This window comes from Mesorhizobium sp. WSM4830 (assembly GCF_055811495.1).
In genome coordinates this window covers 103,783-125,509 of record NZ_JBVVQI010000007.1, presented here as the reverse complement: position 1 = coordinate 125,509, position 21,727 = coordinate 103,783, and the positions used below count along the sequence as shown (strand labels likewise).

At 63.6% G+C, this 21,727-nt stretch carries 18 protein-coding genes and 1 tRNA gene; 9 read left to right on the top strand and 10 right to left on the bottom strand.

Annotated elements, in window-relative coordinates; all coding sequences use genetic code 11:
• Nucleotides 1-8: 8 nt before the first annotated feature.
• From araD1 to chvE, 4 genes are all read right to left on the bottom strand, one after another.
• Nucleotides 9-1,001 (bottom strand): AraD1 family protein, encoded by a 993-nt coding sequence (gene araD1, locus AC0L2Y_RS11940; RefSeq protein ID WP_473556283.1) that lies wholly within the window; start codon nucleotides 999-1,001, stop codon nucleotides 9-11.
• Nucleotides 1,002-1,190: 189 nt separating this feature from the next.
• Nucleotides 1,191-2,483 (bottom strand): multiple monosaccharide ABC transporter permease, encoded by a 1,293-nt coding sequence (mmsB, locus tag AC0L2Y_RS11935; protein WP_292659525.1) that lies wholly within the window; start codon nucleotides 2,481-2,483, stop codon nucleotides 1,191-1,193.
• On the bottom strand, nucleotides 2,480-4,012 hold the full coding sequence (gene mmsA, locus AC0L2Y_RS11930) for a multiple monosaccharide ABC transporter ATP-binding protein (protein WP_023677359.1): 1,533 nt from the start codon (nucleotides 4,010-4,012) through the stop codon (nucleotides 2,480-2,482). Before mmsA ends, mmsB begins: the two co-directional genes overlap by 4 nt.
• A gap of 99 nt (nucleotides 4,013-4,111) precedes the next feature.
• A complete protein-coding gene (chvE, locus tag AC0L2Y_RS11925) occupies nucleotides 4,112-5,173 on the bottom strand; it encodes a multiple monosaccharide ABC transporter substrate-binding protein (RefSeq protein ID WP_473556280.1) in 1,062 nt (353 codons plus the stop codon).
• A 319-nt stretch (nucleotides 5,174-5,492) separates the two neighbouring features.
• On the opposite strand from chvE, the gene AC0L2Y_RS11920 reads away from it, so the two are divergent.
• Nucleotides 5,493-6,482, top strand: a complete 990-nt coding sequence (locus AC0L2Y_RS11920) for a LysR family transcriptional regulator (protein WP_352488235.1) — start codon at nucleotides 5,493-5,495, stop codon at nucleotides 6,480-6,482.
• Between the two features lie 311 nt (nucleotides 6,483-6,793).
• Here AC0L2Y_RS11920 and AC0L2Y_RS11915 read toward each other — a convergent pair.
• Nucleotides 6,794-6,867, bottom strand: a tRNA-Gly gene (locus AC0L2Y_RS11915).
• Nucleotides 6,868-7,000: 133 nt separating this feature from the next.
• Here AC0L2Y_RS11915 and AC0L2Y_RS11910 point away from each other — a divergent pair.
• Nucleotides 7,001-7,264 (top strand): DUF6460 domain-containing protein, encoded by a 264-nt coding sequence (locus tag AC0L2Y_RS11910; protein WP_023677362.1) that lies wholly within the window; start codon nucleotides 7,001-7,003, stop codon nucleotides 7,262-7,264.
• A gap of 4 nt (nucleotides 7,265-7,268) precedes the next feature.
• On the opposite strand, the gene AC0L2Y_RS11905 is transcribed toward AC0L2Y_RS11910, so the two are convergent.
• Nucleotides 7,269-8,171 (bottom strand): histone deacetylase family protein, encoded by a 903-nt coding sequence (locus AC0L2Y_RS11905; protein ID WP_473556278.1) that lies wholly within the window; start codon nucleotides 8,169-8,171, stop codon nucleotides 7,269-7,271.
• A gap of 50 nt (nucleotides 8,172-8,221) precedes the next feature.
• Here AC0L2Y_RS11905 and AC0L2Y_RS11900 point away from each other — a divergent pair, with 50 nt between their 5' ends.
• Complete coding sequence (locus AC0L2Y_RS11900) at nucleotides 8,222-9,646, top strand: MATE family efflux transporter (protein ID WP_473556443.1); 1,425 nt, start codon at nucleotides 8,222-8,224, stop codon at nucleotides 9,644-9,646.
• Nucleotides 9,647-9,649: 3 nt separating this feature from the next.
• On the opposite strand, the gene AC0L2Y_RS11895 is transcribed toward AC0L2Y_RS11900, so the two are convergent.
• Entirely contained in the window at nucleotides 9,650-10,726 is a 1,077-nt protein-coding gene (locus tag AC0L2Y_RS11895) for a quinone-dependent dihydroorotate dehydrogenase (protein WP_473556276.1), read from the bottom strand.
• The gene (locus AC0L2Y_RS11890) at nucleotides 10,723-11,073 is read right to left on the bottom strand and encodes a DUF952 domain-containing protein (protein WP_473556274.1); all 351 of its coding nucleotides are present in this window, start codon (nucleotides 11,071-11,073) and stop codon (nucleotides 10,723-10,725) included. Before AC0L2Y_RS11890 ends, AC0L2Y_RS11895 begins: the two co-directional genes overlap by 4 nt.
• A gap of 125 nt (nucleotides 11,074-11,198) precedes the next feature.
• Here AC0L2Y_RS11890 and AC0L2Y_RS11885 point away from each other — a divergent pair, with 125 nt between their 5' ends.
• Nucleotides 11,199-11,630, top strand: coding sequence for a hypothetical protein (locus AC0L2Y_RS11885; protein ID WP_473556272.1), 432 nt, complete (start codon nucleotides 11,199-11,201; stop codon nucleotides 11,628-11,630).
• A 120-nt stretch (nucleotides 11,631-11,750) separates the two neighbouring features.
• Nucleotides 11,751-12,413 carry a response regulator gene (locus tag AC0L2Y_RS11880; RefSeq protein ID WP_473556440.1) on the top strand — a complete coding sequence of 221 codons (663 nt, stop codon included), beginning with the start codon at nucleotides 11,751-11,753 and terminating at the stop codon, nucleotides 12,411-12,413.
• Nucleotides 12,414-12,416: 3 nt separating this feature from the next.
• On the opposite strand, the gene AC0L2Y_RS11875 is transcribed toward AC0L2Y_RS11880, so the two are convergent.
• The gene (locus AC0L2Y_RS11875) at nucleotides 12,417-15,905 is read right to left on the bottom strand and encodes a PAS domain-containing hybrid sensor histidine kinase/response regulator (RefSeq protein WP_473556269.1); all 3,489 of its coding nucleotides are present in this window, start codon (nucleotides 15,903-15,905) and stop codon (nucleotides 12,417-12,419) included.
• 235 nt (nucleotides 15,906-16,140) lie between these two features.
• On the opposite strand from AC0L2Y_RS11875, the gene mscL reads away from it, so the two are divergent.
• Both mscL and AC0L2Y_RS11865 read left to right on the top strand, forming a co-directional pair.
• Complete coding sequence (gene mscL / locus AC0L2Y_RS11870; protein ID WP_473556439.1) at nucleotides 16,141-16,563, top strand: large conductance mechanosensitive channel protein MscL; 423 nt, start codon at nucleotides 16,141-16,143, stop codon at nucleotides 16,561-16,563.
• Nucleotides 16,564-16,674: 111 nt separating this feature from the next.
• Nucleotides 16,675-17,841, top strand: a complete 1,167-nt coding sequence (locus AC0L2Y_RS11865; RefSeq protein ID WP_473556268.1) for a pyridoxal phosphate-dependent aminotransferase — start codon at nucleotides 16,675-16,677, stop codon at nucleotides 17,839-17,841.
• A 32-nt stretch (nucleotides 17,842-17,873) separates the two neighbouring features.
• Here the strand turns inward: AC0L2Y_RS11865 and hemA are convergent, their stop codons facing one another.
• Nucleotides 17,874-19,151, bottom strand: a complete 1,278-nt coding sequence (hemA, locus tag AC0L2Y_RS11860) for a 5-aminolevulinate synthase (RefSeq protein ID WP_473556265.1) — start codon at nucleotides 19,149-19,151, stop codon at nucleotides 17,874-17,876.
• Nucleotides 19,152-19,416: 265 nt separating this feature from the next.
• Between hemA and galE the strand changes: the two genes are divergently transcribed.
• Both galE and AC0L2Y_RS11850 read left to right on the top strand, forming a co-directional pair.
• The gene (galE, locus tag AC0L2Y_RS11855; RefSeq protein ID WP_352516604.1) at nucleotides 19,417-20,412 is read left to right on the top strand and encodes a UDP-glucose 4-epimerase GalE; all 996 of its coding nucleotides are present in this window, start codon (nucleotides 19,417-19,419) and stop codon (nucleotides 20,410-20,412) included.
• Between the two features lie 45 nt (nucleotides 20,413-20,457).
• Complete coding sequence (locus AC0L2Y_RS11850) at nucleotides 20,458-21,708, top strand: D-amino acid dehydrogenase (RefSeq protein ID WP_473556263.1); 1,251 nt, start codon at nucleotides 20,458-20,460, stop codon at nucleotides 21,706-21,708.
• Nucleotides 21,709-21,727 lie beyond the last annotated feature (19 nt).

Genomic DNA, 21,727 nt, shown 5'->3' with positions numbered 1-21,727 from the left:
TCACCAGTTTACAATGCCTTCACGGCGACCTTCACCGGCTGCTCGATTTCGAGCGGGTTGCGCAGAGGCAGGCCGAAATCCTGCGCCTCGATCTCGAATACGTCACCGGCCTCGGTCCTGATGCCGTCGGCGAAGGACAGCGTCGCCGTGCCGAACATGTGTACATGCACGTCGCCCGGCTGGCGGAACGCCGAGTATTTGAAGTGGTGATGCTCGAGATTGCCAATGGTGTGCGACATGTTCGCCTCGCCCGACAGGAACGGCTTTTCCCAAAGCAGCTTGCCGTCGCGCAGGATGCGTGAAGCGCCGCGGATATCGGAGGGCAGATCGCCGATCAGGATTTCCGGCCCGAACGAAGCGTTGCGCAGCTTGGAATGGGCAAGGAAGAGATAGTTCACGCGCTCGGTGACGTGGTCGGAAAACTCGTTCGACAGCGTGAAGCCGACGCGGAACGGGGCGCCGTCGTCGCCGATCACATAGATACCGGCGATTTCCGGCTCCTCGCCGGCATCCTGGGCGAAGGCCGGCGACATAAGCGGCGCCCCGGGCGCCACTGCCATGGTGCCATTGCCCTTGTAGAACCATTCCGGCTGCACGCCGGTCTGGCCCTTCGCCGGCTTGCCGCCCTCAAGCCCCATGCGGAACATCTTCATGGAATCGGTCAGCTGTTGCTCGCCGTCCGTGCTGAGCTTCTTGTGCATGGAATCGCGGGTCGCGGCGGAGCCGAGGTGCGTCAGCCCGGTGCCGGTGAGATGGAGATGCGCCGGATCGGGATGGTTGATCGGCGACAGCAGCCGCCCCTTCTTGTAGGCTGCGTCGAGATCGACGGTTTCGCCGAAGCCCTTGCGCTCGATCAGGGCGACAAGCCCGCTGCCGGTGCGCGCGGCCTCCATCGCCAGCGAATAGACGCTGCGGGCGCCGTTGATGACGCGGGTCTTGCCGCCGTTGCGGGCAACGACGCGGATCGTCTCGGCGTCGTCGAGGATCTGTGAGATCAGCATGGTAACCCTCTCTGAATTGCGGGCTGGCCTGCCTTTCTCGGCAAACCCTACCCTGCGCGGCCCGGACCCTGTCCGCGCCTCGGTTGAAATTCTTCGTCCGGATTGCGCTCGCGGATCAGGTCCCTCGGGGGACTTTTTTGCGCCGCCCGGCAGCGCCGCGATGTGACCCGTATGCCTCCTGGTTGCCTCTCAAGCCTTGTTCTTGTTGTAGACGTCGAAGACGACGGCGCCGAGCAGCACCAGGCCTTTCACCACCTGCTGCCAGTCGACATTGACGCCCATGATCGACATGCCGTTGTTCATGACGCCCATAATGAAACCGCCGACCACCGCGCCGATGACCTGGCCGACGCCGCCCATCGCCGAAGCGCCACCGATGAACACCGCGGCGATGACGTCAAGCTCGCTGCCGAGGCCGGCCGCCGGCACAGCCTGCCCCAGGCGCGCAGCGATGATCAGGCCGCCGAGTGCCGACAGCACACCCATATTGATGAACACCATCAACGTCAGCCGTTCGGTCTTGATGCCCGATAGCTGCGCTGCCTTGGCATTGCCGCCCATCGCATAGATGCGACGGCCGATCGTCATGCGTTTGGTAACGAAGACGAATAACGCGATCAGCACGCCCATCACCATGAGAACGATGGGAAGGCCCCTGTAGGTGGCGAATTGGTAGACGAGAAACAGCGCCAGCGCGCTGATCACCAGGGTCTTGACGACGAACAGCGAGAAGGGCTCGGCTTCGTAGCCATGCTTCTCGCGGGTGCGCCGTGCCCTGAGCCCGAAATAGGCATAGGCGAGCACGGCGACGAGGCCGATCACGATCGTCGTCAGGTGCAGCGTCAGGCCGCTGCCGACAATGGTTTTGCCGGCGGCGTTCACGGTTGGCGGTATCAGCGTCAATGGGCCGATCAGGTCCGGAATGAAGCCTGAACTGAGCGCCTTGAAGCCGACGGGGAGCGGCCCCACCGAAGACCCGCCACCCAGCAGCGCCTGGCAGATGCCGCGGAAGATCAGCATGCCCGCCAGTGTGACGATGAAGCTCGGTATTCGGTGATAGGCAATCCAGTAGCCTTGTGCCGCGCCGATTGCGCCACCCACGATCAGGCAGATGATCGACACCACCAGCGGATTGCTCAACGGGCCAAGCGGCCAGATGACCATCATCATCGCCGCCAGCGCACCGATGAAGCCGGCGACGGAGCCGACGCTGAGATCGATATGGCCCGAAACGATCACCAGAAGCATGCCCAGCGCCATCACGATGATGAAGCTGTTCTGCTGAACCAGATTGCTGAGGTTCACCGGCTTGAACAGCGTTCCGGACGTGGTGAACTGGAAGAACACCATGATTGCGATCAACGCCAGCACCAACCCGTATTCGCGCAGGTTGGTGACCAGCGCCGAGACGGCAATGCGAGGTCCCTGTTGTAGGTCCTGGGCAACGCCGGTTTGCGGCCCGGGAGCGCTTTCGGTGCTCATGATGCTTTTCCTTCTCCGCGGACGATGGCGCGCATTATCTTTTCCTGGCTGGCGTCGCTTGCCGCCATTTCGCCGACGATGCGTCCTTCGTTCATGACGTAGATGCGGTCGGTGATGCCGAGCAGTTCGGGCATTTCCGACGAGATGACGATGATTGCCTTACCCTCGGAGGCGAGACGCGCGATGATCGTATAGATTTCATACTTGGCCCCGACGTCGATACCGCGCGTCGGCTCGTCGAGGATCAGCACTTCCGGATTGGCGAACAGCCATTTCGACAGCACCACCTTCTGCTGATTGCCGCCAGAAAGGTTGCCGGTCATCTGGTAGACGCTCGAGGCGCGGATATTGGTCCTGCCGCGATAGTCATTGGCGACCGAAAGCTCGCGCAAATCGTCGATCACGCCATGGCGCGAGACGCCGGGCAGGTTGGCCAGCGTGATGTTGTGCTTGATATGGTCGATCAAGTTGAGACCGTAGGTCTTGCGGTCCTCGGTAACGTAAGCGATGCCGTGTTCCACCGCCTTGCTCACCGAAGAGACATCGATCGGCTTGCCGTTAAGGAACACCTCGCCGGTGATGCGGCGGCCATAAGACCGGCCGAACAGGCTCATGGCAAACTCGGTCCGGCCGGCGCCCATGAGCCCGGCAATGCCGACCACTTCGCCCTTGCGGGCGTTGAGGTTGATACCCTTGATGACCTGCCGCTCGGCATGGATGGGGTGGTAGACCGACCAGTTCTTCACTTCGAGAACGGTCTCGCCGATCTTCGGCTCGCGCGGCGGATAGCGGTCGTCGAGCGAACGGCCGACCATCGAGGTGATGATGCGGTCCTCCGAGATGTCCTTCTTGGCCAGCGTCTCGATGGTCCGGCCGTCACGGATGATCGTGACCTTGTCGGCGACCCGGTTCACCTCGTTGAGCTTGTGCGAGATCAGGATCGAAGTGATGCCCTGCCGCTTGAATTCGAGCAGCAGATCGAGCAGCGCCTGGCTGTCTTTTTCGGACAAGCTCGCCGTTGGCTCGTCGAGAATGAGCAACTTCACTTCCTTGCTGAGCGCCTTGGCGATCTCGACCAGCTGCTGCTTGCCGACGCCGATATTGGTGATCAGCGTGTTGGGGTCCTCCTTGAGGCCGACCTTCTTGAGCAGGGCGCTGGTGCGCGCCTCATTGGCATTCCAGTCGATGACGCCGTATCTGGCGTGCTCGTTGCCAAGAAAGATGTTTTCGGCAATCGACAGCATCGGCACCAGCGCAAGCTCCTGGTGGATGATGACGATGCCCTTGCGCTCGCTGTCATGGATGCCTTTGAAATGGCACTCATCGCCGCGATAGATGATCTGGCCGTCATAGGTGCCGGACGGATACACGCCCGACAGCACCTTCATCAGCGTCGACTTGCCGGCGCCGTTCTCGCCGACCACGGCATGGATCTCGCCTTCCTCGACCATGAGCTTGACGTTCGACAGCGCCTTGACGCCGGGAAACGTCTTGGTGATGTCGCGCATCTCCAAAATCGTCGATGCCATTGAGAATACCACTCCTGCGAGGTCCGCAAACAATACCGGGCTGGCTCGCCAACGAAAAGGGGCCCTGCCTGCGCAGGACCCCAGGCTTTGTAACCGCGATTACTTCAGTTCTTCGGCCTTGATGTAGCCGGAGTCGACCACCAGTGCCTGGTAGTTCGACTTGTCGACATCATGCGGCGTCAACAGGATCGAGGGAACGACCTTGACGTCGTTGTTGTAGGTCTTGGTGTCGAGGCCTTCCGGCTTGCCGCCCGAGAGCACCTTGTCGACGAGTTCGACCGTCGCCTTGGCGAGTTCGCGGGTATCCTTGAACACGGTCGAGTACTGTTCGCCGGCGATGATCGCCTTGACCGAAGCGGTCTCGGCGTCCTGTCCGGTGACGATCGGCCATGGCTGATCGGCGGTGCCGTAGCCTACGGCGCGCAGCGAAGCGATGATGCCGCGCGACAGGCCGTCATAGGGCGAGAGCACGCCATCGACGCGGCTGCCGTCCGAATAGTTGGCGGAGAGCAGATTGTCCATGCGGGCCTGGGCGGTGGCGGCCAGCCAGCGCAGCGTGCCGACCTTGTCCATGCCCATCTGGCCGGACTTGATCTTGATCGAGCCGTCGTCGATCATCGGCTGCAGGACAGACATCGCACCATTGTAGAAGAAAAAGGCGTTGTTGTCGTCGGGCGAGCCGCCGAACAATTCGACGTTCCACGGTTTGGTGCTTGGGAAGCGCTCCTTGAGGCCCTTGACCAGGGAATTCGCCTGGATGACGCCGACGCCGAAATTGTCGAAGGTGGTGTAATAATCGACATTTGGCGTCTTCTTGATCAGGCGGTCGTAAGCGACGACGACGACGCCTGCGTCATTCGCCTTCTGCAGCGCATCGCCCATCGTGGTGCCGTCGATCGAAGCGATGATCAGCGCCTTCGGGCCCTTGGTGATTTCGTTTTCCAGCTGGCTGAGCTGGTTCGGAATGTCGTCCTGCGCGTATTGCAGGTCGACAGTGTAGCCCAGAGCCTCGAGCTGGGACTTGACGGCGTCGCCGTCGTTGATCCAGCGCTGCGAGGTCTTGGTAGGCATCAGCACGCCGATCAGGCCTTCGCCCGCCTGCGCCGGCATAGCCGCGATGCCTAGGGCCGCGACGGCGGCCAGTGTCTTGATAATCTTCACATTAACTCTCCCTGGTTGATGGACGCGTACCCTTGGGTTTCGTGGGCCGCGCAATCGTGCAGGAGCGCCAAACGCGCCGCTGCCGTCAATCGATCTCCGGTATCCTCCCAATCGGCCCCGAAACTCTGGTTTCAATCGATACGAGTTTTCCCTCGTCGCCGATCGTCAGGTATCAGGACGCGCGAAGGGTGTGTCGCTTTGCCATAACTGTCAAATGCGATCTTTGATGGTTGCTATATCGAAACCGATATGGCTAAAGCTAGTGGCGAGGCTGCCGGGTGATCAGCCGGGGCGGCCGGCGCAGAAGTAGGGAAAAATCATGGCGGCGCTGCGAAATCCTGGCGGAATATCAGCCGGTTACGATGAAATCCCGGGCGATGGCGGAACCTTGCTGCGCAGCGGCTTGAGCCTGCGTCACATGCGCATGATCGCGGCCCTCGACGAGCACGGGCGGGTGAGTGCCGCGGCCCAGGTCATGAACATCTCGCAGCCGGCGGCCTCGCGCATGATCGCCGAAATGGAGGCCGTGCTCGATGTCAAGCTCTGCGAAAGGCTGCCGCGCGGCATTACGCTGACGCCTTATGGCAAGGCGTTGGCACGGCGCGCGCGATCGATCCTGCTCGAGATGCGCGAGGTTGACCGCGAGATTTTCGAGCTCAAGGCGGGCAAGGGCGGCTCGGTGTTCCTGGGCGCGGTGACAGCACCGGCGATCGAGCTGGCGGTGCCGGCGATCCGTGAGATCCGGCGCCTCTATCCGCGCATCGAAATCACCATGCAGGTCGAGACCTCGAACGTGCTGGCGCGCGAGCTGATCGCCTCCCGCCACGATTTCATCATCGCCCGCATCCCAGACGACCTCAATCCGCGGCTGTTCGAAGCGCGAGTCATCGGCGTCGAGAAGGCCTGCCTGATCGTGCGCCGCGGCCACCCGCTGACCAAGGGCAAGGCGGTGCGGCTGGAAGACACCGCCGCCTATGACTGGGTCTTCCAGTCGGGCGGCTCGCCGCTGCGCCAGGCGATGGAAAGCAACTTCTTGAACCGCAACATCGCGCTGCCGGACCGCATCCTCAACACCAGTTCGCTGCTATTGACTCTGGTCATGGTCGCGCAATCCGACGCCATCGCGCCGGTGTCGGTCCAGGTCGCGAAGTTCATCCAGAACCCCGAAGGCCTGGCCGGCGCTATCGATGTCGTCCAGACTGAGTTCGACATCGAGGTCAGGCCTTACAGCCTGATCACGGTAAAGAACCGCGCGCTGTCACCGGCAGCCAAGATGCTGCACGATTTTATTTTGCGGGAGGTGGGCTGAGGGTTGGAGCGGGTAGCGGGCGCATTCCGTGGCCAGCCAGACGACCAGACGGGCCCGCCTGAGCGGCGCCGGTGCACGTTGGCAATACCGCGTGATGCTCAAAAAAAGCCCGCCAGCAGACGCCAGCGGGCCAAGGGTAGACTTTCCGGTTGGGGTCATTCGAGGCCCCGCCGACCCTCAATGTGAGATATTCCACGAACTGGCACATCGGCCAAACAGATGAAAGACGGCCAGCCGGCTGCAAAAAAATGCCTGTGAAGCCGCTGGTTTTCAGCCTGGCCAGAACAAGTGCAATGCACCGGGGCAAAAGCTGGAGCGGGTAGCGGGAATCGAACCCGCGCGTTCAGCTTGGGAAGCTGACAAGCTACCATTACATCATACCCGCGCTGGTTCCTCCGATATCATGGCCCGGCGCCGATGCGCAATCCGATTTGAGGCGCCGCCTTGATGCAGCGCGGGCGACTGCGTATTTCTTGGCATGTGCCCGAATCGCGGCACCCGACTGTGGAGACAGGCCCTTGTCCGCACTGAACCGCTTTCTCGGCGATACGCCGCTCCGGGTGATCCTGAAGCTGCTCGTGGTGTCGTTTCTCGTCGGCCTGGTCATGAACGCTTTCGGCTGGTCGCCGATGGACGTGCTTTACGGCATCCGCAAATTCTTCATCGACCTGTGGAATTTAGGCTTCCACGCCATCGACCGCTTCCTCGGCTACATCCTGCTCGGTGCCGCGATCGTCGTGCCGGCCTTCATCCTGCTCAGGATCGCTAACTACCGGAAGTGAATTTTCAGGCGTAGGCAGCGGCCACTTCGAACAGGATGGCATGGCGTGCGGCGAGTGCTGCGACATCGGTCGAATAGCCGCCGCCGATGACGCCGCACACCGGTATGCCAAGCGTGCGGAAATGGCGGATCACCATATCGTCGCGAGCGCGCAGCCCTTCATCCGTGAGCGACAACCTGCCGAGCCGGTCCTCGGCATGGACGTCGACCCCGGCATTATAGAAGACGAGGTCCCAGCGCCTTCGTGCCGACAGTTCCGGCAGAATGGCGCCGAGCCGCTCCAGATAGGCTGCATCGCCGGTGCCGTCGGGCAGGGCGACATCGAGGTTGGAGGCGATCTTGCGCGCGGGGTAGTTGCGGTCGCCATGCATGGAGAAGGTGAACACGCGCGGCTCGTCGTTCAGGATATCCGCCGTGCCATCGCCCTGATGCACGTCGAGATCGACGACCAGGATGTTTTGGGCAGCAGCTTCGGCGAGCAGCACCAGCGCAGCCACGGCCACGTCGTTGAAGGTGCAGAAGCCGGCGCCTTGCGCGCGCCGTGCATGATGGCTGCCGCCGGCGGTGTTGCAGGCGATGCCGTTGAGCAAAGCTAGCTGCGCCGCCAGCACCGTGCCGGCCGTGGCGAGCTGCGCCCTCAGCGAGACCCGCTGTCCAATAGGGAAACCGATCTCGCGCTCGATCTTCACCGGCACGTCGCAGGCGAGCACCTGGTCGACATAGTCGACCGAATGAGCAAGCTTCAGCCATGATGGCCGCGCCGCCTCCGGCATGTTGAGCGCTTCGGGCCGCGCCAGGCCGCGTGCCCGCAAGGCGTCCATCAGCAGCGGATATTTGCTCATCGGGAAGCGGTGGTTGACGGCGAAGCCGGCGTCGTAGTCGGGATGATGAACGATCTGCAAGGGCATGGGGCGGCCGGTGCGCCAGAGGCGGGTTTCGGTTGACCACAATGGGGTGGATGGTTGCGCGAGATCCGCAAACTGGGGCACATCGGCTAGCCGATCAAGCCGCAACAGGAAGCGACACGCGTTTGGAGCAGGCTTTACCCACCGAAGTCCACGCCACCGAAGCCAGGGCATTCGTCGTCACCAACCGCTCCGTGCTCGCCATCGCCGTGCCGATGACGCTTGCCTATCTGACGACGCCGTTGCTCGGAATTGTCGACACGGCGGTGGTTGGACAGTTCGGCGACGCCGCCCTTCTCGGCGGCCTGGCGGCCGGCGCCCTGATCTTCGATGTCGTTTTCACGACCTTCAACTTCCTGCGCTCCGGCACCACCGGCCTCGTCGCCCAGGCCTTCGGGCGCGGCGATGCGCTGGAGGAGCAGGCGGTGTTCTGGCGCGCCGTGCTGATCGCGGTCGTCGCCGGCGTCGTGCTTGCCGCGCTTGCGCCGCTGGTTTCCACCGCCGGGCAATGGTTCATCGGCGCCGAACCGCGCGTCAGCGCGGCGATGGACGTCTATATCCGCATCAGGATGCTCGCAGCACCGTTCTCGCTGATCAATTACGCCATCCTCGGTTACGTGCTGGGGCGCGGCGAAGGCGGGCTCGGGCTGATGCTGCAATTGATACTGAACGGCATCAACATCGCCCTCTGCTTCCTGCTTGGCCTGGAGCTCGGCTGGGGCGTTGCCGGCGTCGCCTGGGCGACGCTTACCGGCGAATTCGTCGCCATGCTGCTTGGTCTCGCCATCGTCGGCCGGCGCTTTTGGGCGGCGCCCAGGCTGCCGCGCCACCGCGTCCTCGATCTGCCGGCATTCCTGCGCATGATGTCGCTCAATCGCGATATCATGATCCGCTCCTTTTCGCTGCTCGCCGCCTTCGCGCTGTTCACGCGACAAGGCGCACAATTCGGCACTCTGACGCTGGCCGCCAACGCCGTGCTGATGAACCTCTTCCTGGTTGCCGGCTACTTCCTCGATGGTTTCGCCACCGCCGCCGAACAGCTCGCCGGGCGCGCCATCGGCGCCCGTGCCGCCACGGCGTTTGACCAGGCTGTGCGGCTGACGCTGCTTTGGGGGCTCGGGCTGGCGGGCGCGGCGACGCTCTTCTTCCTGCTGGAGGGCACCGATCTCGTCGCCCTGATCACGACCTCGACGGACGTTCGCACCATTGCCGATATCTACCTGCCGTGGGCGGCGTTCACCGCGCTCAGCGGCGCGCTGGCTTTCCAGATGGACGGGGTTTTCATCGGCGCGACATGGTCGCGCGACATGCGCAACATGATGCTGGTGTCATTCCTGGCGTTCAGCGCCGCGCTGCTGATCCTGGCGCCGGCCTTCGGCAATCACGGCTTGTGGGCGGCGTTGCATGTCTTCCTGCTGGTACGCGGCTTCAGCCTGCTCGCCATATTGCGGCTGCGGGTGCGAACGGCCTTTGGCTGATCGCTAAAGCGGTTTCGCCGCCCATTGATCGAGGCGGCTGTCGCGAAGCTCGCGCAGCGACTTCAGGCCTTGGCTGTCCATGAAACGGGCCATGCCGGAAAGAATGCGCCCCGGTAGCGCCGGCCCAGCATAGATCATGCCGGTATAGAGCTGGACGAGATCGGCGCCGGCACGGATCTTTTCCAGCGTCGTCTCGGCGGAATCGACGCCGCCGACGCCGATGACGGCAGGATCCCGGCCAAGCAGTTTCCGCATTTTTGCCAGCACGGTGGTTGAGCGCTCGAATAACGGTTTTCCCGAAAGCCCGCCGGCCTCGCCGGCAAAAGCGTTGCTGCGCAGTCCCGCCCGCGCGATCGTGGTGTTGGAGACGATGACGCCGTCTATTTTCTTCTCAGTGACCTCGGCGGCAATGTCCTCCAGCTCGCCCTCGACCAGATCCGGCGCGATCTTGAGGAAGACGGGCGGTTTTGCCGGTGCCGCCGCACGCGCAGCCATGACCCGCGACAGGAGCTCGCCAAGCTGTTCGCGCGCCTGCATGTTGCGCAGGCCCGGCGTGTTCGGCGAGGAGATATTGATTGTCAGATAGCTGGCGTATCGCGCGAACCGGATCACGCCGCGCTCATAATCGCCGACGCGGTCGGCGCTGTCCTTGTTGGCGCCGATGTTGATGCCGACGATGCCGGGGCGGCCTTTTCGGGCGGCAAGACGCTTCTCTGCGGCAGCGTGGCCTTCATTGTTGAAGCCCAGCCGGTTGATTACCGCCCCGTCCGAAGGCAGCCGGAAGATGCGTGGCTTCGGATTGCCCGTCTGCGGCAGCGGTGTGATGGTGCCGACCTCGGCGAAGCCGAAGCCGAGGCCGAGCAGCGCGTCCGGCACTTCGGCATTCTTGTCGTAACCCGCGGCCATGCCGAGCGGGTTCGGGAAGTCGAGCCCGCAAAGGCTGACCTTTAGCCTGTTGTCCTGCGGCGGGCGACCGGCGACCGGCAGACCGCATCTCAGCGCGGCAATCGACAGCCCATGCGCGGTTTCCGGATCGAGCGTGAACAGCAGTTTCTGGCCGATCCGGTCGAACGCGCTCATTCGGCCCCCACCGCCGGGAATTCATGCCGGCCGTCGGGGCCGAGCGGCAATGCCCGCACCGAGACGACCGCATCGAGGCCGAGCCCGCCATAGAGATGCGGGAACAAGGCGGCGCCGCGCGAGACCTCATATTTCAGCGCATCGCCGAGGCGCGCGCTGTCGACGGCAACCAGCAGCAACCCGGCCTGGCCGGCGAAATGTTTTGCTGCCGTTTCCCGGACCTGCCCGGCGGTGGAAAAATGGATGAAGCCGTCGGCGACGTCGATCGGCGCGCCGGTGAAGCGGCCTTCTCTTTCGGCCTCGCGCCACAGCGCCTCGGGAACTATCTTGTAGATGATCTCGGACATCGTTGCGCTATAGTCCGAACAGGCCATGCGGGGAAGGGGCAAGCGGGTTTCGCAGGCTCCGAACTCTTCCCCATTTCAGGCGCAAACATGTGATAGATTGAGCCAACCGGCTCATGGAGGAAAACATGCGTCTGAAACACGTTTTGATCCCCGCAGCACTGATCTCGCTTGTCGCGGCGTCGGCCTTTTCCGAGGAGGCCGATCGCTACCGGCTGGAAAAATCGGCCAATGGCTATGTGCGCATGGATACGCAAACCGGCGCCATGTCGCTCTGCGAGGAGCGCTCCGGTCAGCTTGTCTGCAAGACCGCGGCCGACGAACGTGCCGCCTTCCAGGATGAGGTCGACCGGCTGAAAAATTCGGTGAAGGCGCTCGACGAACGCGTCGCCAAGCTCGAAAATTCGCTCGCCGCGCGTTTCGAATCGACTTTGCCCAGCGAGGAGGATTTCAACAAGACGATGGGCTACATGGAGCGCTTCCTGCGCAGCTTTATGGACATCGTCAAGGACATGGACAAGGACGAAGACGGCGCCAAGCCCAATTCGCAAAAGACCTAGGCAATTCGCAAAAAAGACCTGGGGCGGGAATAGCAAGCCGGCCACGCCGAACAGCAGGCGTTGCGTTATGATCGTTCAGATCCTGCAAGGCGGAAAATCGCCAACGGGATTCGGGGAGGGATATCACCGTTGGGCTACACATTCGTCATTGCCGACGATCATCCGCTTTTTCGCGGTGCATTGAGGGAGGCACTCGCGGGCATCGGCGACGTTGCCGCCATTCACGAGGCCGGCGATTTCGAAAGCGCCAAGGCGCTGGTCCTGGCCAATGAGGATGTCGATCTGGTGCTGCTCGATCTCTCGATGCCGGGCGCAAGCGGTCTTTCCGGCCTGATTTCGTTGCGCGGCATCCATCCGGCGGTGCCGATGATGGTGGTCTCGGCGCATGACGATCCGGTGACGATCCGGCGCGCGCTCGATCTCGGCGCCTCCGGCTTCATCTCCAAATCGGCCAGCATGGAGGAGATCCGCAATGCGGTGCAGTCGGTGCTCGCAGGTGATATCGCCGCACCCGCCGGGGTCGATCTCGGCGTCGAGCGCGATCCCGAGATTTCCGACCTGATCAAGCGGCTGCAGGCGCTGACTCCACAGCAGACGCGCGTGCTTGGCATGCTGGCGGAAGGGCTGCTCAACAAGCAGATCGCCTATGAGCTCGGGGTCTCCGAAGCGACGATCAAAGCGCATGTCTCGGCCATCCTGCAGAAGCTCGGCGTCGACAGCCGCACTCAGGCGGTCATCCTTTTGTCCAAGATCGGCAGCGACCCGTTGCAGACGGCCGGCTGATTCCTATTCGGCCGCCGGCGCCAGCGGCCTGACCCTGGCCATCATCGAGCGCAGCATCGCCGGTTTCAGCGGTTTGCTGATCACCGGTACGTCGAGCCTGCCGGCAGCGGCGCGAACCTCGCTGGAGCGGTCGGCGGTGACCAGCACGGCCGGCAGGTCCTCGCCATGGATCGCACGCAACTGGGCGATCAATTCGAGGCCGGTCCTGTTGTCGAGATGATAGTCGGCAAGCACGATGTCCGGCCGATGCATGCCGGACCTGTCGAGGTCCTCCGCGCCGGAAAGCGTGTCGACGCTGCAGCCCCAGCCCTCGAGCAGGAGCCGCATGCCGTCGAGGATGCGGGCGTCGTTGTCGATGCAGAGCACATTGAGCCCGGCAAGCGAGGCCGCGGCACGGGCAGGGGGCTTCGCCTCGGCCTCCCGCCGCGGTGCCTGCACGGCTGCCACCGGCAGCAGCACGGAAAAGCGTGTGCCCTTGCCGGGGTTGGAGAAGATGCGGATTTCGAGCCGCAGGACGCGGGCGATGCGGTCGACGATGGAGAGCCCCAGGCCGAGGCCTTCCGCCTCGCGAGCGCCCTCGTCCAGCCGGGTGAATTCGCGAAACACGGTGTTCAGCTTGTCGCCGGCAATGCCGATGCCGGTGTCGATCACCTGGATCTCGGCCAGTTCGCCGCGCCGCCGCACGCCGACCAGGATGCGGCCATGGCGCGTATACTTGATGGCGTTTGAGACCAGGTTCTGGATCAGCCGGCGCAGCAGATTGCGGTCCGTCATGACGCTGAGCGACGACGGCATGATCGAGAGCTCGAGTTTCTTTTCGGCGGCAAGCGGCCGGAAGTCGTTGCCGATCTGGCGCAGCAGCCCGTCGAGGCCGAAGCTCGTATCGTCCGGCTTCATCGCGCCGGCGTCGAGGCGCGAAATGTCGAGCACCGCGCCGAGGATGGTCTCGACCGATTCCAGCGACGATTCGATGTTCATCGCCGCCTTGCCGGCAGGTCCCTTGCCGGTCTTCTCGATCAGCGACGAGCAATAAAGGCGGGCGGCGTTCAGCGGCTGCAGGATGTCGTGGCCGGCGGCAGCGAGGAAGCGGGTCTTGCCGAGATTGGCCTCCTCAGCCAGCATCTGCGCCTGCGCCAGCTCCTCATTGACGCGGGTGAGCTCGGCGGTGCGGCTCTTCACTCGCTGTTCCAGCGATTCGTTCGCGCGCTTCAGCGCCAGATCCTGCTCGACGCGTCCGGAAATGTCGGCATAGGTGGCGACGATGCCGCCGTCCGGCATCGGATTGGAGCGCAATTCGAGGATGCGCCCGCTGGTCTTCAGCTCCATCTGCCATGGGCTGACGAAGCTGGTCAGGCGGTTGAGCATGGTGACGCGTTGGTCTGCCGGTATGTCGCCGCGCTCGGCAAGGTGGCGCAGGATACGATCGAGTGAGACACCGACCTGGCCCATCTCGTCGGGCAGGTCGAACAGCGCCCGGTATTGGCGGTTCCAGCAGATCAACCGGAAATCGCGGTCGAAGACAGTGATGCCCTGTTCCATCTGGTCGAGCGCGATCTGCAGCAGGTCGCGATTGTGCTGCAGCGCCTCGGTGGCGTCATCGAGCAGGCGGAAGGCGTCCTTGGATTCGCGATCGTTGCGGCGCAGCAGCAGCGACAGGATCAGCCGCGCCGAGGAGGAGCCGACGGCACTGGCCAGAAGCTGTTCGGAGAAGCGGATGACATCCATGCTGGCCTGTTCGTTGCCGTGCAGTGAAGTGCCGCTGCTCTTCTCGAACGATTGGAAGGACCGCTCGGTGCGTTCGACACCGAGATAGCGCGCGATCGTGTCCTTGAGGTCGTTGACGGTGATGGTGGTGCGGAAGCGGCGCAGGCTCGGCAGCGGCCCCGCCTCGCGCGGCACGAAGATCGATGCCTGGATGCGCTCCAGCGGCACCGACGCACGCGACAGTGAGCCGAACACAAAAAACAGCGTGTTGATCGACAGGCTCCACAGCACGCCATGGTTCAGCGGCTCGGCGACGGTGCCGAAAAGAGCCTGCGGCCGCAATGCATCCAAGCCGAACAGGCCGTGGACGAGGATGCCGGTATCGGGCGCGGCGAGCGACGGAAGCAGCAGCGTGTAGCTCCAGACGACGATGCCGGCAACCATGCCAAGCGCGGCACCCCGGCCGTTGGCGCCGCGCCAGACCAGGCCGCCGATCATTGCCGGCGCGAACTGCGCGATCGCGGCGAACGACATCAGGCCGATCGAGGACAGCCGCGCGCTGTTGGTGCTCTCGCGGTAGTAGAGAAAGGCGATGAACAGCATAATGAAGATCGCCGCCCGCCGTACATTGAGGATGAGCGTCGACCAGTCCTCGCTCTCTGAGGTCGTGGTCCGCAGCAGCCGGCGCACGAACAGCGGAATGATCAGGTCGTTGGAGATCATGATCGACAGCGCGACGCTTTCGACGATCACCATTGCGGTCGCCGCCGACAGGCCGCCGATGAAGGCGGCCATGGCCAGAACGTCGTGGCCGCTGAACAGTGGCAATGACAGCACATAGAGGTCGCTGCTGGTTCTGCTGCCGACCAGTTCCAGGCCGGCCAATGCGATCGGCAGCACGAACAGGTTGATTGCCACCAGATAGAGCGGAAACACCCATGTCGCGGTGCGCAGCTCGGCCTCGCTGCGGTTTTCGACGATGGTGACGTAGAACTGGCGCGGCAGCATGAGGATGGCAAAGCCGCTCAGGCATGTCAGCACCAGCCAGGTGGCGAGCGAGGTGTTGTAGCCCATCGCCTGGCGCACCTGCGTGTTTACGGCGAGCCGGTCGAATATATCGCCTGGCCCGCCGAATATCAGAAACGTGACCATTAGGCCGATCGCCAGGAAGGCGGCGAGCTTGACCACGGTTTCGACCGCCACAGCCAGCACCAGCCCGTCCTGATGCTCGGTGGCATCGGCATGGCGCGTGCCGAACAGCACCGCAAACAGCGCCAGCAGCATGGCCACGACCAGCGAGATGTCGCTGACGAACGGATCGAACGACGGGGGCGAGCCGGTATAGTGCTCGACCATCAGGCTGACCGAGCCGGAGATTGCCTTCAATTGCAGCGCGATATACGGCACGGCGCCGATGGTCGCGATCAGCGTAGCGATCGCCGCGACAGCGAAGCTCTTGCCGTAGCGGGCACCGAGAAAGTCGGCGATCGAGGTGATCTTCTCGGTCTTGGCCAGCCTGACGATGCGCTGCAGCAGCGGAAAGCCGAACACGAACACCAGAACCGGTCCGATGTAGATGCCGAGGAACTCGAGGCCGCGCTCGGAGGACAGGCCGACCGAGCCGAAGAAGGTCCAGGAGGTGCAATAAATTGCGAGGCTGAGCGCGTAGATGAAGGGCCGGGCGCGGCCAGGCCCGGATGAAGTCGAGCGGCGGTCGCCCAGGCTGGCGATGACGAACAGCAACGTCACATAGGCGATCGCGATGATGACGATGAACCAGCCCTGCACGCCTCGAACTTCCTCCCTGCGCCGGCTTTTTCATCCGGCCTTGCAGACGCAATCACAGCTTGGCGATCGAGTCCATCGCGGCTTTCGGCGTATTATATCGGCTGCGTCGGGCAATCGTGACCGGCTGAAACCAGCTTTTGCTCCTGTTGCAACCGCAGGTTTTTGCTATTCTGCCGGCCAGTCGATGCCGGAGGAGCGGGCGGCAGAACGGCCGTTCAGGACAAGGAGGAGTCGAATGCTGAAAGAGTTTCAGGAATTCATTTCCAGGGGCAATGTGATGGACCTGGCCGTCGCTGTCATCATTGGCGCTGCCTTCGGCAAGATCGTTACCTCGCTGGTCGACGACATTATCATGCCTATTGTTGGCGCGATCTTCGGAGGACTGGACTTCAACAACTACTTCATACCCCTGTCTTCTGCGGTGAATGCAACCTCGCTGGCTGACGCAAAGAAACAGGGCGCGGTCTTCGCCTACGGCAGCTTCATCACCGTGGCGTTGAATTTCCTCATCCTCGCCTTCATTATCTTCATGATGGTCAAGGCGGTGAACAATCTGCGCCAGCGGCTGGAGCGCGAGAAACCGGCCGCCCCGGCCGCTCCGCCGCCGGCCGACGTCGCGCTGCTCACTGAAATTCGCGATCTCCTCGCCAGAAAGTAGCGCCTGCGGCAACTTTCTGGACCAAAACCCCGGTCGCTTGCGGCCGGGGTTTTCTGTTTTCGTCCGCCCTGAAACACGCTAGCAGTCGAGCAAACGAAAACGGACCCATCCATGACCCTGATCGATACTCTGCGCGCCGAAGCGCGGGCGGCGCCTGAAAGCGGCATTGTCGCCGTCATGAACCGCGGCCGCGGCCGCGACGGCATGATCCCGCTTTGGGCCGGCGAGGGCGACCTGCCGACGCCTGCCTTCATCACCGATGCCGCCGCCAAGTCGCTGGCCGCCGGCGAGACCTTCTACACCTGGCAGCGGGGCATTCCCGAACTCAGGCAGGCGCTCGCCCGCTATTACACCAGGCATTTCGGCAAGACTTTCGCCGACGAGGAATTCATCGTCACCGGCTCCGGCATGCATGCCATCCAGATGGCCATCGACGCGGTGGCCGGCAAGGGCGACGAACTCGTCTACCTGTCGCCGGCATGGCCGAACTTCGCCGCCGCCGCCGGGGTGGCCGGCGCCGTGCCAGTCGCGGTCACGCTCGACCAGTCGGGCAATGGCTGGTCCTGCGATGTCGACAAGATCGCAGCGGCGATCACGCCGCGGACCAAGGCGCTGTTCGTCAACACGCCGTCCAACCCGACCGGCTGGACCGCCGACAGGGAAACGCTGCAGGCGATCCTCGGTCTTGCCCGCGAAAGAGGCCTGTGGATCATCGCCGACGAGATCTACTCGCTGTTCCATTACGGCCATGGCCGCGCGCCCTCCTTCATCGACATCATGGCCGATGAGGATCGGATCCTGTTCGTCAATTCCTTTTCCAAGAACTGGGCGATGACCGGCTGGCGCATCGGCTGGATCAAGATCCATCCCGCCTTGCAGCAGGTGTTCGAGAACCTGGTCCAGTATTCGACTTCCGGAGTTGCGCAGTTCATGCAGCGAGGCGCCGTCGTTGCCCTCGATGAGGGCGACGCCTTCATCGTCGAGCAGGTGGAGCGGGCGAGGGTGGCGCGCGACCTGGTCTGCGGCATTCTCGCCGAAACCGGCAGGGCGCGGTTCACCGTGCCGCAGGGCGCATTCTATCTATTCTTCGCGGTCGACGGCATCACCGATTCCCGCGCTGCCGCTTTCGACATGGTCGACCGCGCCAATGTCGGCCTGGCTCCCGGCACCGCCTTCGGCCCCGGCGGCGAAGCCTTCCTCAGGCTGTGCTTCCACCGCCGCCTCGACCAGCTCGAAGAAGCCGCGCACCGGCTGGCGAAATGGATGAAGACTGTGTGAGCTGCCTCGAAGCCCGAGTTTCAACTCGGGCTTCAGCCGCCCGACTTCGGCACCAGCAGCGGTATGATGCGGTCGCTTTTGGCCACCGAAGGCCGGCCGGCCGAACCGTAGGGAATCCCCAACGCGTCCCATGTCTCGACCAGCGCGTCCTGCAGGGACGCAATCAGCGCGTCCGAATGGAACGGTGTCGGCGTAATGCGCAGCCGTTCGGTGCCGCGCGGCACTGTCGGGTAGTTGATCGGCTGGATGTAGATGCCGTGCACACCGAGCAGGCGGTCGCTGGCCATCTTGCAGAGCTCGGGATCGCCGACCAGAAGCGGCACGATGTGGGTAGGCGACTCCATCACCGGCAGGCCGGCTGCGGCCAGCACTTGCTTGGTCCGTGTCGCCTGGCGCAGCTGCGCGTCGCGCTCGGCCTGGGAGCGCTTGAGATGGCGGATCGAGGTGGTTGCCGCGGCAGCGATCGCCGGCGGCAACGCCGTGGTGAAGATGAAGCCCGGCGCATAGGAGCGCACCGCGTCGATTACCGCAGTATTGCCGGCGATGTAGCCGCCAAGCGTGCCGAACGCCTTGGCCAGCGTGCCCTCGATGATGTCGATGCGGTCGGCCAGCCCCTCGCGCTCGGTGATGCCGCCGCCGCGCGGCCCGTACATGCCGACGGCGTGGACCTCGTCGATGTAGGTCATGGCGTTGTAACGCTCGGCGAGATCGACGATCTGCTTGATCGGCGCGATGTCGCCGTCCATCGAATAGACGCTCTCGAAGACGATCAGCTTGGCGCGCTCGCGGCCGGCAGTCTGCAGCAGGCTTTCGAGATGCGCGACGTCGTTATGGCGGAAGATCTTCTTCTCGGAGCCCGAGCGCCGCACGCCCTCGATCATCGAAGCGTGGTTGAGCTCGTCCGAGATGATCAGGCAATTGGGAAGCAGCTTTGCAATGGTCGAGATCGACGCCTCGTTGGAAACGAAGCCGGAGGTGAAAACCAGTGCCGCTTCCTTGTCGTGCAGGTCGGCCAGCTCCAGTTCGAGCTCGACCAGCGGGTTGCTGGTGCCGGAAATGTTGCGGGTGCCGCCGGCTCCCGAGCCCATCTTGCCTGCCGCCTTCTGGAACGCGGCAATGACGTCGGGATGTTGGCCCATGCCGAGATAGTCGTTGGAGCACCAGACGGTGATTTCCTCGGCGCGGCCATTGGCACGCCAGATGGCGCGTGGGAATTTCCCCACGATACGTTCAAGGTCGGCGAAGACGCGGTAGCGACGCTCTGCATGGAGCTGGTCGATCGCTTCCTCGAAAAACCGCTGATAGTTCATGTCGCCTTCCCAGTTTTGCGCGGGATCATAGTCATTGGCCCATTCGTCGTCCACCTGGCCTTTTTGGTCAAAATGCCACGCCCCGAGCCTGTTCCTAACGACCACGGAACGTGGCCTATTCCCTTGATGTGGATCAATCTTGTTTCAGGACAATGCCACGCGCCAATGAGACCGGTTACCGCAGGTTCTAATGGCTTGGCGGCAGATTTTCCAGTAAGGCGACGATTGAGACAGTTCCGATAAATCATGAATAGCGAGGATGCGGATGACGGTTTTGGTGACAGGCGGGGCCGGCTATATCGGTAGCCATATGGTCTGGGAATTGCTGGACACGGGTGACAGCGTCGTCGTCCTCGACCGGCTTTCCACCGGCTTTGAATGGGCCGTGGCCCCGGAAGCAAAGCTCGTCGTCGGCGACGTCGCCGACAGGGAACTGGTCGCCTCGATCATCCGCGACAATAAGGTCGACGCGATCATCCATTTCGCCGGCTCGATCGTGGTCCCCGAATCGGTCGCCGACCCGCTTGCCTATTACGAGAACAACACCTGCAAGACACGCACCTTGATCGAGACCGCGGTGCGCGAAGGCGTGCCCAATTTCATCTTTTCCTCGACCGCCGCCGTCTATGGCGGCGCGGGCCTGGAGCCGGTGCGCGAGGATGCCCGGCTTGCGCCGGAATCGCCCTACGGCCTGTCCAAGCTGATGAGCGAATGGATGCTGCGCGACGCGGCGATTGCCCATGGGTTGCGCTATACGGCGTTGCGCTATTTCAACGTCGCCGGCGCCGATCCGAAGGGCCGCACCGGCCAGTCGACGCCCGGTGCCACGCATCTGATCAAGGTCGCTTGCGAGACGGCGCTCGGCAAGCGGCCGTTCATGCAGGTGTTCGGCACCGACTATCCGACGCCGGACGGCACCTGCATGCGCGACTATATCCACGTCAGCGACCTGGCGGCGGCGCATCGGCTGGCGCTGCAGCGGCTGCGTGCCGGCGGATCGAGCCTGGTCGCCAATTGCGGCTACAGCCACGGCTATTCGGTGCTCGAGGTCATCGACAGCGTCCGCCGCGTCTTCGGCCATGATTTCGACGTGCGGATGGGCGATCGCCGCGCCGGTGACGCCGCCGCGGTGGTCGCCAATTCGGAGCTGGCGCGCGGCGAACTCGGCTGGACCCCGCAGCGCGACAACCTCGACCAGATCGTTGCCGATGCGCTCGCCTGGGAGCGCATCCTGACCAGCAAGAATTCGGCTCTGGGGTGAAGTGGGGTCTCCGCAACGGTTGGTTCAGCGCGCCGGGGGGGCGGAATGAAAATCCTGGTGCTTGGAGCCGGCGTCGTCGGTACGGCGGCGGCCTATTATTTAGCCAGGGACGGCCATGAAGTGACGGTGATCGAGCGCCATCCGGCGGCGGCGCGCGGCACCAGCCGGTCGAATGCCGGCCTGGTGTCGCCCGGCGACGCCACCGCCTGGGCCTCGCCCGCCGCGCTGAAGACGTTCCTGCGTGGCCTCTATAACCACGATCTCGGCATCAAGGTGCGGCTGCGCTTCGATCCGTATTTTTTCGCCTGGAGCCTGCGATTCCTGCGCCAGTGCACGCATAAGCGCATGCGCGCCAACACCGACGTCAAGTTGCGTCTGGCGCTCTATTCGCGCGACTGCATCAACGCCATCTCGGCCGAAACCGGCATCCATTATGACGAGCGCAAGAAAGGTATTCTGTATTTCTTCCGCTCGCAGCAGAGCTTTGATACCGGCACCGACAATTACCGCTATCTCGGCGAACACGGCCTGCCGATCGAGATCGTCGGCCGCGACCGGCTGGTCGAGCTCGAGCCGGGCCTCGCCGGCGCCAAGGACAAGATTGCCGGTGGCGTCTATTCGCCGATCGACCAGACCGGCGACTCCAGCCAATTCACGCAGCGCCTCGCTGCCTATGCCGCCGAGAAACTCGGCGTCCAGTTCCTCTACGGCACCACTGTCGAAGGCCTCGACATCGACAGCGGCCGCGTGCGCGCGGTGATGACCTCGGCCGGCCCGGTGCCTGGCGACGCCGTGGTCATCTCGATGGGGCCGGAGAGCGGCCTGCTCGGCCGCCGCTACGGCATCGACCTGCCCGTCTATCCCGTGAAGGGCTATACCGTGACTGTTCCGCTGGAAGATGAAAGCAAGGGGCCGATCATGGGTGGCGCCGACGAGGACCGGCTGATCGGCTATTCCAGGCTGGGAAATCGGCTGCGGATGTCCTCGACGGCGGAGTTCACCGGTTTCGAACGCACGTTCAAGCCCCGCGATTTCAACTCGATCCTGAACACCGGCAAGGACCTGTTCCCCGGCGCCTTCGACGAGAGCAGGGCCGAGCTCTGGGCTGGACTTCGCCCGATGATGCCGAACTCCGTGCCGGTCATCGGCCGGGCGCGGTACGACAATCTCTACCTCGACACCGGCCACGGCCATCTCGGCTGGACCATGGCCTGCGGCTCGGGAAAGTTCCTCGCCGACGTGGTCGCCGGCCGCAAGCCGGAGATCGATCCGCAAGGATTGCTCTACGCGGGCTAGGCATCTCCGGACATCAGGG